The sequence below is a fragment of the Psychrobacter sp. TAE2020 genome, from assembly GCF_018919485.1.
Taxonomy (GTDB): domain Bacteria; phylum Pseudomonadota; class Gammaproteobacteria; order Pseudomonadales; family Moraxellaceae; genus Psychrobacter.
Map to the genome: position 1 here is coordinate 1,963,017 of NZ_JAHLMU010000001.1, position 17,748 is coordinate 1,980,764.

The window sequence follows — 17,748 nt, forward strand, 5'->3', positions numbered from 1 at the left end:
GCCAACGCCAACGCCAACGCCAACGCCAACGCCAACGCCAACGCCAACGCCAACGCCAACGCCAACGCCAACGCCAACGCCAACGCCAACGCCAACGCCAACGCCAACGCCAACGCCAACGCCAACGCCAACGGATGATTACACAGTCTTCGTAAATGCTGTCAATAGCCAATCGAATAAATCTGCTCTTAGTTTGGCTCAAGTGTTAGATCAAGCAATGCAAGACCGTCTCAACGAAAATGAGAATGCCTTAGGCGATAAGCTAGTTAGCAATACTCTAAACTTTACTCAAGCGCAGCTCTCTGGCGCAGCAGATCAATTACAGCCATTATTCATGGGCGGCGTCAACCGTATCATTACCGATGCCAACTATGCGGTAACCGAGGCTATCAGTGAGCACCGTGCGACCACCGCTGAACGTAATGTCTGGGCAAAAATAATTGGCAATGACAGCAGTCATGATGCCGAAAACGGTGTTACAGGTTATGATTCTGAAGGCTACGGAGCTATCGTTGGTTTAGACAGCCCTGTTAGTAACAACCTAAATCTAGGGCTAGCCGTATCTTATATCCAAAGTGATGCTGATACTGCTGATAGCCGCTTAGATCATGAGCTAAAAGCTAAGAGCTGGCAGGTACTAGGATATGGTAATTATGCAGCAAGCGACGCTACGCATGTCAATTTCCATGCTGGTGCTGGTAGTAGTTCTGTCGAGGGTACGCGTAACTTATCTATCTTGACCACCGCTACTGCAAATTCGGAGTATGATGTTGATACCCTACAAGCAGGTTTGGGTATTAGTCATCGCATCGGTAGTGAGCAGCGCAATGTGTCACCCTTTACACAAGTCAACTACGCTCATGCGAAAAGTGATGGGTATCGCGAAACGGGTGCAGGCGTTTATAACTTAAACGTTGATGAGAACAAATATGAGTCTATGCGCTGGACAGCAGGGTTAAATATGTCACAGCTAATAACCCCAAAACTGGCTATTACCGGTCAGCTAGCAGCTGCTATTGAAAATGGCGATAAATACTCAGATATTACGGCAAGCTTCGTTAGTATGCCTAATAATAAGTTTACGACTGTCGGTCAAGAAGTCGGTCGTGAGATTGGTATTGCAGGTATTGGTCTAAGCTATATGCCAACGATCAATACTAAGCTGTCCGTCGGCTATCGCGGTGAGTGGCGTGACAATTACGACGATCAAGGCGCAAGCATTGCCTTACAAACGAAGTTCTAATCATAAACATCGTTATTAATTAATACTGTTATAAAATCCAAAGCTTGAACCTAGTCATCCTAGGTTCAAGCTTTTTTATAGCCCTTAATTAATCAAAGGCTTTTGAATATAGTGAATTAATAAACTATCATTTGTGCATAAAAAAACACCCGCTGCCTGAGCAACGAGTGTTTTTTATTTAAAAATCAATTTTAAGCTTACTAAGTTAACTCTAAACTCTCGAAGCTTCATAGATCTCAGCAATCGAAGTATCGATCGTATCAGCAAACTCCTTATCACTCTGCTGCTTGCTTAAGCCTTGAGTAAAGGCACGCGAGAAGCTGGCAATCATCCCTGGGTTTTGCTTGAGCTTATCACAAGCATCGCTACGACTGTAACCACCTGATAGAGCAACCACTTTTAACACTTTTGGATGGTCAATCAACTCTTGATAGAAGCCTGCTTCTTCTGGCAGAGTGAGCTTAAGTATCACTTGCTTATCCTCAGCCAAACGATCCAAATTATGCAAAAGATTGGTTTTTAATAACAGTTCACAATCATGTTTATCAGCGGTGTTAATATCAACCTCTGGCTCAACGATTGGCATCAGACCTTTAGAGATGATTTGCTTGGCAACATCAAATTGCTGCTGCACTACTAATTCAATACCATCAACATTTGGCTCATAAATGACTGAGCGCATTTTAGTACCGAATACCGGGTATTGTTTAGCTTTGTCTAATAATAAGTCTAAATTAGGTATTGGGCGCATCACTTGTACGCCACTCATCCGCTCTGCTAAACCTTTATCTACCTTTAAAAAAGGTACAATATTTTTATCTTCCCAAAGATAGTTAGCGGTAGGCTTGCCCTCGACTTCACGCTCCATAGTATCTTCAAATAAGATTGCTCCAAGCACACGAGTACTATCGAAGCATTCACAAGTCATAATACGAGTGCGCATCTCATGTACTTGACCAAACATCGCCTCGTCATTATCATAATCTTCACTAGTAACCCCATAACTCTCTAGCGCTTTAGGCGTACTGCCGCCACTTTGATCTAGCGCTGCAATAAATCCTGAACCTACTTTTATACGTTGTAATTGCTTTTGGTATTCCATTGAATAATTATCCTATTATCATAATAAAAAAATTTAGCTTAAACTGTTAATTTAAAGAGCTGCAAGTATGCCAATAGCTACTATCCCACATTTGTAAATCACCTTACCATATGATGCGTAATGTGCCTATATACAATATAGTTAAAAGCAAACAAACAGACATTAGTATATTAATATAATCAGCTCATCTTAAGCTAAGAATAAGACTATCACACAGCTAATAGCTAACAGTATGCCAAGCATATTAATACGATTGAGCTGTTCTTTAAATATACCGACACCAATAAGCGTCGCTACGGTGATGACCCCAACATTCATGCCAGTAAATACGATACTTGGTGACTCAGATAGCAACTGATGAGCGCGTACGTACGCATAAATGTTGCCCATATTCAGTATACCTAATAACAGTCCTGCTGCTAAAGCATTGCCTTGCCAACGCACCCGAGTGATCAGTAAATAAATGAGTAATAGCAAGCCTGCCAAGCCAAAGCTAACGAATAACGTTAGCGGAAATGCAGCACCTTGCTTGGCCACTTGTTTAAACAAAATATCAATGACCCCATAGCCTATCCACACCCCAAATAGCCATAGAGGGGTACGTAGCACCTGTTTATTGATCGTCTTGATCGTTGTAGCATGACTACTAATATTGTTATTATTTGATGGTTGCTGTGGCCGATAGACTAATGCCGCTAACGCTAACAACCCTAATACTAGACCGAATATGCGGATTCCCGTCAGCACTTCGCCAAATAACAGAAAGGCAGCAATAATAGGAATAATTAACGATAGCCGTTGAGCTGCATCAGTGGCCACCATGCCCACTGCTGCGATCGCCCGACCCAGAATGACAAACACCAAAGGTAATAATATAGCCAAAGCGATGATAATGCCCCAAGCGCTACCAAGAGTATCGATACTGCTAAGATCAGGTTTTAATAACACCCAAGTCAGTAAAAAAGCCACTGGATAACCAGCTACAATAGTCTGGCGAATATCTATATTGCGTTGACGCAGCACTTTTAACAGTATGGAGACGGCGACACTACAAAGTACCGCAATCGTTAGATACAGCATAAAACCTCACCTTATAAATTATAATTTTTTTAGCTACTGTTATTTACTACTAAATATAAGATCGATATATCCAATAAAAAGCCATCAAATGTAACAAGATATGTCTTAAATATCAATGGTTATATTTCTCCGTTCAATACTAATGCGCACACTTTTTGATCAGTAATAGGAGCCTTGGTCATAACCATGAGTATTAAGCTGTATGCTACCTATATAACCTTTATCTTGTGCAAATTACAATTAGCATGCAGGACTAGTTTCGAGATTTTGTTAAAATAGAAGCTATTTTAACCCCACAAGTTACAGCGCAAGATAACCTATATTGGTGTTTATCTTGACGTTCTGCTATTGATGTACTGCTATTGCCTATGAATGCTCTATTTCGTTTTTTTGAAAACCGTTTGTCTGCTTTTCCTGACACGCCTATGGCGCTGCCTTCATCTCGTGATGGTCTGTTGAAGTTTTTGTGGGCTTGTACTAAAGGTCTACGTGGTTGGCTGCTAGTGTTCATGATTCTATCCGCAGGGATAGGAATTTATGAGGCAATGCTGTTCGCTTGGATCGGCAACATAGTTGATTGGTTGGGTACTTATACCCCACAGAACTTATGGGCCGAAAAAGGCGATATTATGCTGTTGATGTTAGCAGTCATGATAGTCAGTCCTTTTTGGATTGCCTTGTCGTCATTCATTCACTTTCAGACTATTCAAGGCGTATTTCCAATGCAGATGCGCTGGCGGTTCCATCAGCGTATGCTTGGTCAGTCGATGCAGTTTTATCAAGATGAGTTCTCTGGTCGGGTCTCCGCCAAGGTCATGCAAACTGCACTTGCAGTCCGCGACACGGTGATGACCGTCACTGACATGTTTATGTATGTCACGGTTTATTTTATTACTACAGGGGTTATTTTATTCAATCTAGATAGCCTGCTGCTTATACCCTTTATCATTTGGTTCGTGCTGGTTGGCCTGACCATGTGGTATTTTATTCCTAAGCTCAAACTAACCGCTATTGTACAAGCTGATGCACGGGCGCTGATGGTCGGACGCATCACTGATGCTTATGCCAATATCATGACGGTCAAGCTATTTAGTCATTCGCGACGTGAGTTGGGCTATGCCAAAAATGCTATGGGCCAGTTCTTAGGCACTGTACATGCGCAAATGCGTTGGGTCAGCTATCTTGAGGTTTCAACCCACCTTATTAGTGTTATTTTGGTTAGCAGTACTGCCGGTATTGCCTTATATCTATGGCAACAAGGTGCCGTTGGAGTGGGTGCTATTGCCGCTGCGACAGCGATGGCGCTCCGTCTCAACGGTCTAACCCGTTGGATTATGTGGCAAACTGCTAGCTTGTTCGAGAGCATAGGTACTGTACAAGACGGTATGCGTACTCTTTCTGCACCGCAAACTATCGTTGATATTCCTAATGCTCCAGAGCTAGAAGTCAGTGCTGGTCATATTGTCTTTGATCATGTCAATTTTAGCTACGAGGGTCATGTAGAGGCCGTTGATGTAGAAGGTGAACTAGTCGATGAAGTGCAAACTGTCGAATCAGCGCCTATCAGCTCACAAACAAGACTGTTAGATAACTTTTATTTAGATATCAAAGCAGGCGAAAAAATAGGCTTAGTCGGACGCTCTGGTGCCGGTAAATCGACCTTAGTTAACTTACTGTTACGCTTCTTCGATGTCGATAGCGGTAAGATCATTATCGATGGTCAAGCTATTGACGAGGTTACTCAAGAGTCGTTACGCCAGCAGATCGGTATGGTGACTCAAGATACGTCGTTATTGCATCGTACCGTACGCGAAAACATCGCTTATGGTCGTCCTGATGCGAGCGATGAAGAGATCATCTTTGCTGCCAAGCAAGCACAAGCATGGAGCTTTATCAAAGACTTATATGACGATAAAGGCAATAAAGGTCTAGATACTCAAGTTGGCGAACGTGGGGTAAAATTATCTGGCGGTCAGCGTCAACGTATTGCTATCTCACGAGTCATGCTTAAAAATGCGCCTATTTTATTACTCGATGAAGCTACTAGTGCTCTCGATTCTGAGATTGAGTTTGCTATTACTGAGAGCCTCAATGACATTATGACTGGCAAAACCGTTATCGCTATCGCCCATCGTCTGTCTACTATTGCCGCCCTGGATAGACTAGTAGTAATGGATCAAGGTCGTATCATCGAACAAGGCAGCCATGGAGAATTACTAGATATGAATGGCATTTATGCTGGATTGTGGCATCGTCAAAGCGGTGGCTTCTTAGGTGAGTCTGAATAAGATCAGCTGAGTATTAGTTATTAGCTAACTACTCAGTAGCAACTGCCTTAAACGGACTTAATCAGCTATTAGCTGCCTTAATTTGAAGAATACTAGGATGAGTAGCTGTATGCAACCCTTAGCAAAAAGTATCGAAATTAATGGTAAACAAGCACGCTACTATCAACTAAAGCCGCTTGATAAGTCGGGAGCAGCTGATACTCGTCAGCCAGCGCATTTTTATGGGGGCAATGGCTTTACGGTAGGTGTTTATACCCCACTATTAACTGAACTTGCGAGAAACTTTGATCTGTCTTCGCTTGCTATGCGTGGCTACTGGTATGACAAGCCGACTGCTGAATGCCTAACTCGTGAGCAAGATGCCGATATGCTAATTGAGTTTTTAGAGCGTACGCAAAAAGCTCCTATCGTTGCTATCGGCCATTCACAAGGGGCTACTGCTACCGCTATTGCTGCTGCCAAACGTCCTGATTTGTTTTCACAGTTGTATCTGATAGAGCCGGTAACTTTTACTAAAGCCCAAACCTTGCTTTATAACTTACTACCACGCTCGCTAAAACTAAACCGTGAACCTTTCAAAAGCACGGCTACTAAACAAGCCCACTGGTCAACGGTAGCAGACTTTTATGCCCATCTACGCGAGCTGCGTGCCTATCGCCGTATTAGTGATGAGCACTTGCAGATATTTGCTCAGAACAGTCTCACTCAACAACAGGACGGCAGTTATACTTTAATGTTTAGCCCTGAGCAAGAGATGGCTAACTATTTCGGCACTCCCTATATCGATAAGGCGCTAAAGAGCTTGAATAGGCTCAACTTACCTTATACCTTAATCACTGGCAAACCTACTTTATTCATTAGCGATGAAGTTCGCAATAACTGGCGCAAGTTTGTGCCGACTGAGCGCTTAGTATCTTTGACAGATTACGGGCATCTACTGCCGATTGAAGCACCAAAATTATGCGCGGACACTATCTTTGCTTTGGCTAATGATACTGATGATTAAAGCCAGTCTCTTGATTCAGGCTATCCTCTAGATCAAAGTAACGCCAAAATCTAACTGTGAGCCCGCGCTATGAATGACTTATTTGGCAATGATGCTATTGATAATTTACTGCCCTATGATGGTCAGCTCTATGACTTGGGTAGTCCAGCCTTAGACACCATAGCAGCTAGTGATAAACAATTATATCAGCAGCTATTAACCACTCTACCTTGGCAATCTGACATAGTGACTTTGTTCGGCAACACTCATATCACTAAGCGTCAAATAGTATGGATGGGCGATCAAGGCTTAAGCTATCGTTATGCTGGACACACTCATAACGCTCATGACTGGCATCCCATCGTGTTTCACGTGAAACAGATTGTCGAAGATAATATCAGTGATTTGCTGGTTAATAGTGATTTTGGCGCTGCTATTAATAATTATTCTGCTGTTAATGATACCGACCGAAAAACTAATAACAAACAACAGTGCTCATACTTTAACGCATGCTTGCTCAATTATTATCCTTCAGGCTCTGAAGGTATGGGCTACCATGCTGATGACGAAAAAGAACTGGGTGAACAACCATTAATCGCCGCTTTATCTCTAGGTGCTACCCGCAAAATGCTGTTTAGGCACAAAACAGTTAGAGCTAGCAGCAGCTCAGATAAATTAGATCTCTATCTGAATTCAGGACAGCTAATAGTGATGGCTGGTGTTACCCAACAGTATTGGAAGCATAGCATCGCCAAGACGACGACTGTCAATGAAGGCCGTATTAGCTTAACTTTTCGACGTATGATAAATATTTAGCGGCTTTGCTAATTCAAAAATACTACTATACAAAAATTTTAGCCATAAAAAAACGCAACTTAAAGCATAGCTCTATTTTGCGTTTTATCTTATCTTTAATTTAAAGTCTGTTGGATCAACCAGTAAAACACTGACAGAAACTGTTTTTTAAGCGCTACTTTTAAAATAATAGCAAATTAAAAGAAGCGAGCTTAACCATAAAGCCATCTTGCCATCTTGCCAGCTAGACTATTAGCTAGAATACTGTCACTGCTAATACTCTAAAAAATATAATCAAACCGCTAATACTATTTTGCCAAAAGTATTGCCTTTTTGTAGTTCAGTATGAGCGGTAACCACTTCTGACAAAGGATAAGTGTGTTGGATATGCAATTTAAGAGTGCCGTCAGCGACTTGAGCTAACACTTTTGCCATATCGTTCCCGTTAGGTTTGACCGTATAACCCTCTATAGTCAACTTATCACTACCAGCTGCTTTGAGTTTATCAACCCAGATTGAGGGCAGCACATAAACTCGACCATCAGACTTAAGAGTCTCTAGTGCCCTTACGCCCGCCTCATCACCAACCAAGTCTAATAGCACATCCGCTTGCAACTTTGGAAAGGCTTGGTCTTGAGTGTAGTCAATCCAACCAGCCAGCTTATCCTTATCGATTAACTGATCGAGCTGATCATATTTTTCTGGCGAGCAAATAACCGTAACTTTTACATCATCCTCAGCAGCTTTAACCATCAACAGCTGAATTACTAACTGGCCAACGCCCCCTGCTGGCGCATTCATCACTACTTGCTCACCGGCTTGGATACCGGCAAAGTCAACGAATTGTAATGCTGTCTGACCCACGCAAGGCAGTGCTCCAGCTTGCTCTAAGCTTACTGCTTCAGGGACAGTAGCTAACAACTTTGCATCGACGGCCACGTACTGCGCATAACAAGCCCCGCCAAAATTCAGCGCAGCCACCCTAGCACCGACGGCAAATTGATCACTATTACTCTTGACCACAGTACCGGAGACATCGAACCCTAATCCTGCAGCTTGATTTTTCTCGAATTTATCTTTACGAATATTGTCAGCGCCCCAGCCTTTACCTTGACGGGTTTTATAATCAACAGGATTGATTCCGGCGTAGGCCACTTTTATTAATACCTGTTCAGCCATCAACTCTGGAATGGCCATATCATCTTGATACGTCATAACCTCAGGGGCACCAAACTCGGTGATAAGAACGGCCTGTTGCTGATTAGGTAGATTGTTAGTAGTGGCAGACATAAATAGTCATCCTTATAGTTATTAATCACTATTTGAAATGGCATTATTTGGCCATTATTGAAAAGCTTCGTTATAAAAACTTCAGTGTGGTAATAGCTTGCCAGCAAATGAGCTATCTACAGTAAAGCCAGCTCAGCACTTATCGGCAAATGATCTGACAAAGTAGACCAAGGTTTTCCAGTATGCACCCAAGCATTTTTGACTATCAAATTGCGCACATAAATACGATCTAAACTCAGTACTGGCAACTTGGCTGGAAAAGTCGGTAATAGCTTGCCATGATGGTGTTTAAAAGCTTCTATCAGCCCCAAGCTATTAGCCAACTTATCACAAGACATTTTTTTCCAGTCATTAAAATCCCCTGCTAAGATCAAGGGCTGATCATCACTAATTTCATGACGCACGTAATCAGTAATAGCTTGGTACTGTTTGACTCGATCATGCTCAAATAAATTAAGGTGTGCGCACAATACTACTACTGGTCTCTCCCATCCTATCGGCTGAACTTCACAATGCAATACCCCGCGCTGTTCAAGCTTATTGACGCTGATATTGACATTGTGTTTAGGATCAAGAGGAAAGCGGCTCAGTACCGCATTGCCATGATGGCCGTTCTCATACTCTGAATTTTTACCATAGCTATTTTGCAACTGTAAAAACTCTCCAAACCACTCATGTTGCGACTGATCTGGGTATTCGTTATATTGCATGTTACGTTTTAAATTCTGTCCTTGCACTTCTTGCAGGCATAAGATATCTGCGCCGACCGTTTCTAATGCTTGCGCAATACCTTGCATTTTGACTTGGCGGTTTAATGGTGACATGCCTTTGTGGATGTTATAGCTAGTTAGAACAAAGGATTTAGTATTAGTCATAGGCTTATAGTCATAGAATAAGGGGTCGGACAAAATAGATAGTGATGATTAAAATCATGCCGACTAAAGTTATAGAATCAAATCATAACAGCTTAACCCAATAACAGAGGCTAGCGAGAATTATTATATAAGCTTTTTAGAGCCATCCTACTAGAATCGTATCAAGCATAATGTATATCTAAATAATCAATAATATCTTGCGACTCGTACATCTTAGTATCTGTATTAGGGTCTACCAGATAGGGGAACAGTAGCTTGCCCTTAATCTGCTCATTCATAAGACGATCTCTCTTGCCGCCTTTGATAGGCTGATACTCATTTAAGGTGAGATGAAAACCAAAAGCACCAATATCCTGTAGACGCTCACGAGCAACGTTATGATTGATATAACCCAATTCCAGCTCGCTAAGTTTTTCGCGTACTAAACGACAGAAAGGACTGGCCTCAAAACCGTATAGATGCAGTAATTGCTCCGGCTTACCACGAGCATGGTTCTTTTTAGGATGGTCAGCTGTAGCACCACGCATCATCGAGACCATACTAGCTGCCTTATTGGCTACGGATGCATTATCTCTTTTGGTTTGACGCTGATATTTAGCGGGTGTAGACCCTTTTTTGGAATAGTTAGCAAATAGATGATCGATAATAGCTTGCGAGTCCAGTATCTTATTATTTTCGTGCTCATCAGCAAAGTTCTGATCAAGTAAAAAAGGGACTTGCGCTTTTCCCGCCAGCTCTTTTAACTCATCACGATAAAGCTGGCCTTTATGGGGACTTGGGCGACTCTCGAAGTCTAAATTAAGCAAAGTCATCACTTCTCGTACCCGACGTGAATAAGGACAAGCCTCATACTCATATAATACTAGTGCTTGCTCTAGCTGCATAGGTTTTGGCGTGCCCATGACTCCACGTCCACCACGTAGCAATAGCGAGGTAAAAGCTTGGGCACTTTTGAGTTTATGACCTAGAGCGTTATTGGGAATAATCATTATCTAGTCCTAAGTTGCCCATATAAATGGCTGCGGTAAAGGTAAAAGAGCATTGATCCGTAACGAACCAATGCTCTACTTTATATCTACTAATACTAATACCAATCTATCCGTACTGTTTATCTATACTTCTTATCTATACTTCTTATCAGTACTTTTATCAGTAGTCATCATACTGTACTAGTAGCGAGTTACTAGAGCAATAGGTTGATCGGCACTCATAATATCTTGTGGCATAAATACCGCTTTACCACCATTATGTATTACGTGTTCGATGATCTCACCAACTGCATCATCAGTGACGCCTTCAGCAGCAGCATCCACTAGGGTTAGCGTTTGTGCTGTCTCATCAATCTTAGCAGATTGGATATAACCACGACGCACATACAGAGTCTCACCTGCACCTTGGAAAGCGGCACGATAGACATCTTGTAAGTCTGTACGTAGCATATTGGCACCGCGAGCTTTATCAATCTCGCCTAGAGCAGCTTCATGTAATGACGTACGATACTTCTCTACTGCTTCTTGCACACTATCAACGATATGCTGCGCACTGCCTTCTTCTAACTCTGTAACGTTAGATACTGTTGCAATGATGTTCTCTAGACGATCACAAACATCTTTATAGTAGCCGATGTTACGAATATCGCCAACGATTACTAGAGGCATTTTATGTTCGCCCCACAGCTCTTGCACACTCTTATCTACTTGGTTAAAGAACTCTTTTAGATAGCTACTTTCGTTATTAGATGAGCGGTCAGAGCCGCCATCACCTGTAGTATATAAGCCGTTATTATCGATAGGAAAAGGGATACTTTCCATATTGTTTTGCTTATCGTTATCTTTGTCGAACTCTGCAACCACACGGTCATTAGAAGCTTCGATCAAGCGCGCACCATCACGGGTCAATACCACAATATAGTAATGTACGGCACTGGCCATATCACGCACTAGGTCACGAGTAGCAAAGCGATAAGAAATAACCACGCGCTCGGTAGTATCTAAAGGCATACGAACAATTTGCACATCATCAGTACTAGCAAAAATAGCTAAAGTGTCTAAGTTATAATTATGATTTAGCTCTTTAGTCTTAGCATGGATGTTATCAAGAATAGTAGTTGCCGTACGCTTATCATACTCTTTAATCAGACGCTCTTCGGCTACTTTTAATTGATTTTTCAGAGCAATAGGATCTTGGTCATTAGCAGGATGCTCACGATGAGTTTTAACAAAGATACTAACGGCTGGGTCAGCTTTAGTCTCACGTAAACTTTTGAGAGTTGCTTTCATAAAGGACACTCCTTGTTTTATTATCATTGATTTTTGGGGTTGAACAGTAAAACTAACGATTATTGTAGTGATTATGACTTATCTCGATACTAGCTTAGCTCGATACTAATTATCTAATGCTACTCATCCGATATTACTTCTTCAATACTACTCAGTACAATTAACTTTAGTAGAACAAAATTAATCGAATAATATTGTTATTTTATAAATCACTACATCATCTCTATTAGCCTACCAACTTAGGCATCTCGGCTATAGGGTTAGTTTGCAAGCAAATGATAACGCTTTGTAAGTGAGTCATTTAAAATAGTAGCTCATACAAGCTACTGTCACTCTATACCTTTGCTATTAGCTTGTATTTTCACTCGGCCATACCCATCTTTTAGGTAACTAGTATGAATTAGTCAAACCCTGAAAGTATGGTCTAGCTATAGGACCGCTTTGAGTTGAACAAATTGTTAAAACTATAATAAATCTGATTTAGCGTTACCTATTAGATATTCACTTATTAAATTTTTACCTACTGGAAATACTTATGCCAACTTTAGATCCTAATCTACACCTCGTTGACTTTTTGCAAACAGCGCCAGACACCTTAAAAACACAAGTTATTCAAGCAATAGATCAAGCCAATGGTTTTTTGGATAATCTGACAGCACGCCAAGACAAAGAGCCTACCTCTATAAGTGCTGAGCAAGCGCTGCAAGATGTCATAGCCTTTGATCATATCAATTTGGGTTTGGAACGTAGTTGGGGTGTACTGTCGCATCTTAATGGGGTGATGAGTAACGATGAGATTCGCCATATTCATCATGAGCTATTGCCTACTTTATCAGCCTACGGTACTCGCGTTGGCCAACATCAGGCACTGTTTAACTGTTATAAAGCTATCGTCGCTGATGAGGCGTTTTTTGCACAGCTTGAGCCTGCAAGAGCTCGGGCTATCGAGCTTGCTATCCAAAATTTTGAGCTATCTGGGGTGGCATTACCTAAAGCCCAGCAAGATAAGTTTGCGGCTATCCAAAGCGAACTCTCTACCCTATCAGCAACTTTTTCAGATAATATTTTAGATGCCACTCAAGCGTTTGCGCACCCACTACAACCAGAACAGCTAGCAGGTCTGACTGAGAGCGGTTTGGCGCTATTGGCTGATAATGGTGAACAATATAAAGCGCAAGCGTTATCAAAAGGCACTTTGAGCCAAGCTGAAATCGATGCGCTACCTAGCCCCTATTATGTGGCTAGCCTAAATATTCCCTTGTATATTGCGGTGATGACGCACGCGGATGACCGTGAGCTACGCGAAACCTTGTATCACGCTTATGTGACTCGCGCCTCTGAATTTGACAGCCAGACTGCTGGTAAAGGTACTGAAGGTAAGTCGTTCAATAACGCTGATATCATGAGCAAAATCCTGCAATTGCGTGAACAAAAAGCCAAGCTATTAGGCTTTAATAATTATTCTGAAGTGTCGTTATCGACTAAGATGGCGGAAGATGTGCCAGAAGTTGAGCGCTTCTTACGCGATCTAGCGGCACAAGCAACACCGACCGCCAAGCAAGATTTAGCGCAATTGCAAGCTTGTGCCCAACAGTATGGCATAGCTAAATTACAACCTTGGGACAGTGCTTATATCGCTGAAAAAGTTAAACAAAACCAGTTTAGCTTGTCGCAAGAAGAAATTCGTCCTTACTTCCCACTACCAAAAGTCGTCGACGGTCTATTTGCTATCGTCAAGCGGTTATATGGTATAACGGTAAAACAGCAACCAGTGGAGCAGAAGCAGGATAAAGAGACAGCTACTAATGCCTACGCTTCACTTTGGCACGAGGATGTGAGCTTTTATCAGTTATTCGATACTGACGATAGCTTAATTGGTGGTTTTTACTTTGACTTATTTGCACGCACTGGCAAACGTGGTGGCGCTTGGATGAGTGGCTTTCAGGCACGCTATCGTCATGATGAAACCGGTTATCAGCAGTTACCAGTATGCTTTATGGTCGGTAACTTTACCCCAGCGCTAGCAGGCAAGCCTAGTTTATTGACCCATGATGAAGTGTTAACTTTGTTCCATGAGTTTGGTCATGGTCTGCATCATCTGTTAACTCAAGTGAGCGTTGGAGATGTCGCTGGTGTCAATGGGGTTGAGTGGGACGCTGTTGAATTACCTAGTCAGTTTATGGAGAACTGGGCGTGGGATGCTGAAGGTATTGCCTTGATTAGTAGCCATGTTGAGACTGGCGAGCCGTTACCTAAAGATAAGCTCGATGCGCTACTAGCGGCTAAGAACTTCCAAAGCGGCATGCAAACTTTGCGTCAAATTGAATTTTCATTGTTCGATTTAATGATTCATGCGCAGTCATCAGCGCTTGATTATGCTGGTATCTTAGCGACCTTAGATACCGTACGTAACGATATTGCTATTATGGAAACTCCTGACTATAACCGTTTTGCTAATGGCTTTAGTCACATCTTCGCTGGGGGCTATGCAGCAGGCTATTACTCTTATAAATGGGCCGAGCTACTATCAGCCGATGCTTTTAGTAAGTTTGAAGAAGAAGGCATCTTTAATGCTAATACTGGTAAAGCCTTTCGCGATACAGTGCTGTCAGTCGGTGGTAGCTTACCTGCTAAAACCAACTTTGAGAACTTCCGTGGGCGCAGTGCCAACATCGAGGCGTTACTACGTCATAGCGGTTTTCAAGATATCAAAGTAGCCAACGTTTATAGCGAAGCTAAAAGTAATAGCGAGGCCAGCTAAATGCGCTATCAATCTACTCAGTCTAAACGTCGGTTTTTGGCCGGCGTCAGCTGTCCTAAATGCCAAGCCTTAGATGCCGTAGTACAAGTAAATATCACTGAGCCTAACCTTGATGAGTATATTGAATGCACTAAGTGTGGTCATACAGAACATCGTCCCGATCCTGACGCTATCAGTGCTAAGAATCACCTTGAGGATCAGCTAGCACGTGATGCGATGGCTACTGGTACTAGTGGCACCGTAAAGTTTAAGATTTAAACCTTACCGCTACAAGGCTTTAGCAGCTTATAACGAGTCAGCGAACCAAGCATAGTTATTAGTGATCATTAATAGTTATTAGTGGTCATTAATAGTTATTAGTGATCATTAATAGTTATTAGTGGTCATTAATAGTTATTAGCGGTTGTTATTAAATAAGATAGAAACCCTAGCCCTATTAGAAAAGAACCAAGGATAAACTCCGTGACTCAAGCCAGTACTCTAAAGTATATCGCTCATTATCCAGAGCATATTCAAAGCCAAGCAGCTGAATTAATTAGCCAAGGCAAGCTAGGTGATTATATCGATAAAAACTACCCTACTAAGCATCAAGTACAAAGTGATAAGGCTTTATATCAGTATATTAATCAGATAAAAAATCAGTATATGCGTAAAACCAGCTCGCTGACCCAAGTGACGTATAACAGTAAGCTGGCAGTGCTTAATCAGGCACTTGGCATTCATACTTTTCAATCACGAGTACAAGGTAACAAGCTTAAAGCACATAATAGCATTACGGTTGCGAGTCTATTTAAAGAAGCGCCGCCTGAGTTTTTGCGGATGATTGTGGTACATGAGTTAGCACATTTTAAAGAAAAAGATCATGATAAATCTTTTTATCAATTATGTTGTCATATGGAACCTGCATATCATCAGTTCGAGTTAGATACTAGGTTATGGTTACAATGGCGGGAGCAGCTCTAATCTACTATTTCTCCATTTAATGGCTAAAATACTTTGCTAATGGTTTACTTGTCATTAACGCTAGATAACATTTGCGGGCTGTTTGTAGCGGGACGAGCACTACAATGTATTCTTCTGTAGAGCTTAAGCAGTACATTTATATCTACCTATTGCTTAATAAATGGCCCTAGCCTAATATTAACCTCAAGCAAGACTAAGATTAAATGTCTGTTAACCAAAACTTAAGTAAAGGGAAGCCGTAATGTCAAACAATGATTCTAATAACAATAATGCTAAAAACGAAAAGAAATCTATTAAGAACGATGCTGTAACGGCTGTAGAAGTGGTAAAAGACGATACTGTAGTCTATGAGGACGGTGATTTCGAAAATTATAATGCCGATAAAGATTATGAAGTTAACACAGACTCTGAAAAATCTGACAAAAAAAATGACAAGTCTGAGAAGCCTAGTAAAGAAGAAAAAGACGATAAGTCTGAGAAGGACAGTAAGTCTAAAAAAGAAGATAAATCTAGCAAAGACGAAAAGTCTGATAAAGAAGATAAATCTGATAAAAAAGAAAAAGCTAGTAAAAAAGATAAGTCTTCTGAAGAAGATAAATCTGGTATAACTATGGCAGGTATCTATCAATGGGCCTCTAAGCTAAAAGATGACTTTAAGTCTGAAGCTGCTGACATGACCCATGATGTTACTGAAAAAGCAGCCGCTATGACTCTTGGTAAATTAGTAGACGCTGTCGATTTTGAACTAGCAGCTTTTGACAAGAGCTTAGAAGTCGCTAAAAATCTAGTAGCTACCGCAGAAGAGCAACGCGAAAAAATTGCTAGCAAAAAAGAAAAGTACCAAGGTATGATCGATAAACTAGATAAATAATCATAGTTCTAGTTAGTTCGATTATGGTACTACTAATCCAATGTTAGACGTTTGAACTAAACGTCTGGCATTGGATTTTTTATGCTCTACGATTTAGTTATTTAGTGGTGTAGCTACTTAGTGATACCACCAACAAAATGACTAATAGTTCGCTGCTGAGTGAGAATGACTACCGTCACAGCGGTAATTTACTTTAGTAAAAACCAGTATAATGGTTGTGATCTCACTAAAACCTACTAATCGTAAAAGGAGCATAAAGTGACAGAGGCTCAGCCAACTATTCAACCATCATTCCCTCTCACAAAACAACAAGATGCCGCATTGAAAAGACTCACCATCATGGGCTATTTAGAAGGCACTTCTTACTTATTATTGCTCGGTATCGCCATGCCGTTAAAATATATGATGGGCATTCCCGAAGCGGTCAAATATACTGGGATGGCCCATGGTATATTATTCATGGCCTACCTGTTAATACTGCTATTAGTCACTAGCAAAATTAAAATGCCACTTTGGGCTGTGCCTGCAGGCGTACTCGGATCGTTATTGCCTTTTGGTCCATTTATATTCGATTACTTACTAAAAGATAGCTTAAAGAAAAGTATTGAAATGAAAGAATAGAAAAAGAAAGGATAACTTATCAAGCCCTGCTACTGATGATTTAGGCCTTATCTGTATTCAACAAGTTTTGTAGAGTAAAAAATCTAATAGAGAATTACCTTGAATCCGAGGTATATAGAATAGCGCCTATATAATTTCTGCTGCTAAAAAACCAACTTGTATATAGACTGATAGTTTTACAACTATTTTCAAACTAAAGCTACCGACTGTAGTAGCAGACTTTAAACGACCAGATAGTAAGTGAAGCCCTATTATATCGAGGAGACTAATATGCATATCGGTATTTTGACTGTAAGTTTTTCTTTATCAGGTTGTAGCTCTCTAAAAGAAAAACGCCAACGTATGGGCGGCCTGCACGAGCGCTTTGGACGTAATCCAGCGGTGGCCGTTTATGAGAGCGGCAAATTGGATAGGCACGAGGCCAGTGAATGGACCTTAGTGATAGTAGCACCCTCTAAAAGCAAGATTGAGTCGTTATGTAGTCAAATTGAAGAAAAAATACAGCGCACTGTCGATGGACGCATCATGAATATAACACGAGAGTTTTTATAATTTTTTGTCGGATAAAATGCTATTTTACTAATTCTTATTGCAT

Annotated in this window: 16 protein-coding genes; 10 read left to right on the forward strand and 6 right to left on the reverse strand. The window is 41.3% G+C overall.

Features of this window, described 5'->3' with window-relative positions:
- The coding region (locus KPY62_RS07965; RefSeq protein WP_216581526.1) for an autotransporter outer membrane beta-barrel domain-containing protein at window positions 1–1,243 on the forward strand (1,243 nt) is incomplete at its 5' end.
- 211 nt (window positions 1,244–1,454) lie between these two features.
- Here KPY62_RS07965 and KPY62_RS07970 read toward each other — a convergent pair.
- The gene (locus KPY62_RS07970; protein WP_216581527.1) at window positions 1,455–2,345 is read right to left on the reverse strand and encodes a fructose bisphosphate aldolase; all 891 of its coding nucleotides are present in this window, start codon (window positions 2,343–2,345) and stop codon (window positions 1,455–1,457) included.
- A gap of 189 nt (window positions 2,346–2,534) precedes the next feature.
- The gene (locus tag KPY62_RS07975) at window positions 2,535–3,425 is read right to left on the reverse strand and encodes an EamA/RhaT family transporter (protein ID WP_216581528.1); all 891 of its coding nucleotides are present in this window, start codon (window positions 3,423–3,425) and stop codon (window positions 2,535–2,537) included.
- Between the two features lie 368 nt (window positions 3,426–3,793).
- Here KPY62_RS07975 and KPY62_RS07980 point away from each other — a divergent pair, with 368 nt between their 5' ends.
- From KPY62_RS07980 to KPY62_RS07990, 3 genes are all read left to right on the forward strand, one after another.
- Window positions 3,794–5,713, forward strand: a complete 1,920-nt coding sequence (locus KPY62_RS07980) for an ABC transporter ATP-binding protein (RefSeq protein WP_216581529.1) — start codon at window positions 3,794–3,796, stop codon at window positions 5,711–5,713.
- A 109-nt stretch (window positions 5,714–5,822) separates the two neighbouring features.
- Entirely contained in the window at window positions 5,823–6,719 is an 897-nt protein-coding gene (locus KPY62_RS07985; RefSeq protein WP_216581530.1) for an alpha/beta fold hydrolase, read from the forward strand.
- A gap of 69 nt (window positions 6,720–6,788) precedes the next feature.
- A complete protein-coding gene (locus KPY62_RS07990) occupies window positions 6,789–7,514 on the forward strand; it encodes an alpha-ketoglutarate-dependent dioxygenase AlkB family protein (protein WP_216581531.1) in 726 nt (241 codons plus the stop codon).
- Between the two features lie 273 nt (window positions 7,515–7,787).
- Here KPY62_RS07990 and KPY62_RS07995 read toward each other — a convergent pair whose 3' ends face one another.
- The 4 genes from KPY62_RS07995 to KPY62_RS08010 form a co-directional block, all read right to left on the reverse strand.
- Window positions 7,788–8,783: an NADP-dependent oxidoreductase gene (locus KPY62_RS07995; RefSeq protein ID WP_216581532.1), complete on the reverse strand. Its 996-nt coding sequence runs from the start codon at window positions 8,781–8,783 to the stop codon at window positions 7,788–7,790.
- 116 nt (window positions 8,784–8,899) lie between these two features.
- Window positions 8,900–9,658 (reverse strand): endonuclease/exonuclease/phosphatase family protein, encoded by a 759-nt coding sequence (locus tag KPY62_RS08000; protein WP_216581533.1) that lies wholly within the window; start codon window positions 9,656–9,658, stop codon window positions 8,900–8,902.
- A 161-nt stretch (window positions 9,659–9,819) separates the two neighbouring features.
- Window positions 9,820–10,647 (reverse strand): glutathione S-transferase N-terminal domain-containing protein, encoded by an 828-nt coding sequence (locus KPY62_RS08005; protein ID WP_216581534.1) that lies wholly within the window; start codon window positions 10,645–10,647, stop codon window positions 9,820–9,822.
- A gap of 180 nt (window positions 10,648–10,827) precedes the next feature.
- Window positions 10,828–11,937, reverse strand: a complete 1,110-nt coding sequence (locus tag KPY62_RS08010) for a hypothetical protein (protein ID WP_216581535.1) — start codon at window positions 11,935–11,937, stop codon at window positions 10,828–10,830.
- Between the two features lie 535 nt (window positions 11,938–12,472).
- On the opposite strand from KPY62_RS08010, the gene KPY62_RS08015 reads away from it, so the two are divergent.
- From KPY62_RS08015 to KPY62_RS08040, 6 genes are all read left to right on the forward strand, one after another.
- The gene (locus tag KPY62_RS08015) at window positions 12,473–14,698 is read left to right on the forward strand and encodes a M3 family metallopeptidase (RefSeq protein ID WP_216581536.1); all 2,226 of its coding nucleotides are present in this window, start codon (window positions 12,473–12,475) and stop codon (window positions 14,696–14,698) included.
- Window positions 14,699–14,956 carry a YheV family putative metal-binding protein gene (locus KPY62_RS08020; RefSeq protein ID WP_216581537.1) on the forward strand — a complete coding sequence of 86 codons (258 nt, stop codon included), beginning with the start codon at window positions 14,699–14,701 and terminating at the stop codon, window positions 14,954–14,956.
- Window positions 14,957–15,160: 204 nt separating this feature from the next.
- Window positions 15,161–15,661, forward strand: coding sequence for a M48 family metallopeptidase (locus KPY62_RS08025; RefSeq protein ID WP_201621553.1), 501 nt, complete (start codon window positions 15,161–15,163; stop codon window positions 15,659–15,661).
- Between the two features lie 241 nt (window positions 15,662–15,902).
- Window positions 15,903–16,532: a hypothetical protein gene (locus KPY62_RS08030; protein ID WP_216581538.1), complete on the forward strand. Its 630-nt coding sequence runs from the start codon at window positions 15,903–15,905 to the stop codon at window positions 16,530–16,532.
- Between the two features lie 258 nt (window positions 16,533–16,790).
- Window positions 16,791–17,153: a DUF3817 domain-containing protein gene (locus KPY62_RS08035; RefSeq protein ID WP_216581539.1), complete on the forward strand. Its 363-nt coding sequence runs from the start codon at window positions 16,791–16,793 to the stop codon at window positions 17,151–17,153.
- A gap of 270 nt (window positions 17,154–17,423) precedes the next feature.
- Complete coding sequence (locus KPY62_RS08040) at window positions 17,424–17,705, forward strand: DUF503 domain-containing protein (RefSeq protein ID WP_216581540.1); 282 nt, start codon at window positions 17,424–17,426, stop codon at window positions 17,703–17,705.
- Window positions 17,706–17,748: the final 43 nt, after the last annotated feature.

What these genes read in the sequence shown, in the direction of transcription:
- KPY62_RS08030 (WP_216581538.1), top strand. Translation starts at nt 15,903, where the DNA reads ATGTCAAACAATGATTCTAATAACAATAATGCTAAAAACGAAAAGAAA.
- KPY62_RS08020 (WP_216581537.1), top strand. Translation starts at nt 14,699, where the DNA reads ATGCGCTATCAATCTACTCAGTCTAAACGTCGGTTTTTGGCCGGCGTC.
- KPY62_RS07975 (WP_216581528.1), bottom strand. Translation starts at nt 3,425, where the DNA reads ATGCTGTATCTAACGATTGCGGTACTTTGTAGTGTCGCCGTCTCCATA.
- KPY62_RS08005 (WP_216581534.1), bottom strand. Translation starts at nt 10,647, where the DNA reads ATGATTATTCCCAATAACGCTCTAGGTCATAAACTCAAAAGTGCCCAA.
- KPY62_RS07985 (WP_216581530.1), top strand. Translation starts at nt 5,823, where the DNA reads ATGCAACCCTTAGCAAAAAGTATCGAAATTAATGGTAAACAAGCACGC.
- KPY62_RS07970 (WP_216581527.1), bottom strand. Translation starts at nt 2,345, where the DNA reads ATGGAATACCAAAAGCAATTACAACGTATAAAAGTAGGTTCAGGATTT.
- KPY62_RS08040 (WP_216581540.1), top strand. Translation starts at nt 17,424, where the DNA reads ATGCATATCGGTATTTTGACTGTAAGTTTTTCTTTATCAGGTTGTAGC.
- KPY62_RS08010 (WP_216581535.1), bottom strand. Translation starts at nt 11,937, where the DNA reads ATGAAAGCAACTCTCAAAAGTTTACGTGAGACTAAAGCTGACCCAGCC.
- KPY62_RS07980 (WP_216581529.1), top strand. Translation starts at nt 3,794, where the DNA reads ATGAATGCTCTATTTCGTTTTTTTGAAAACCGTTTGTCTGCTTTTCCT.
- KPY62_RS07995 (WP_216581532.1), bottom strand. Translation starts at nt 8,783, where the DNA reads ATGTCTGCCACTACTAACAATCTACCTAATCAGCAACAGGCCGTTCTT.
- KPY62_RS07990 (WP_216581531.1), top strand. Translation starts at nt 6,789, where the DNA reads ATGAATGACTTATTTGGCAATGATGCTATTGATAATTTACTGCCCTAT.
- KPY62_RS08000 (WP_216581533.1), bottom strand. Translation starts at nt 9,658, where the DNA reads ATGACTAATACTAAATCCTTTGTTCTAACTAGCTATAACATCCACAAA.
- KPY62_RS08015 (WP_216581536.1), top strand. Translation starts at nt 12,473, where the DNA reads ATGCCAACTTTAGATCCTAATCTACACCTCGTTGACTTTTTGCAAACA.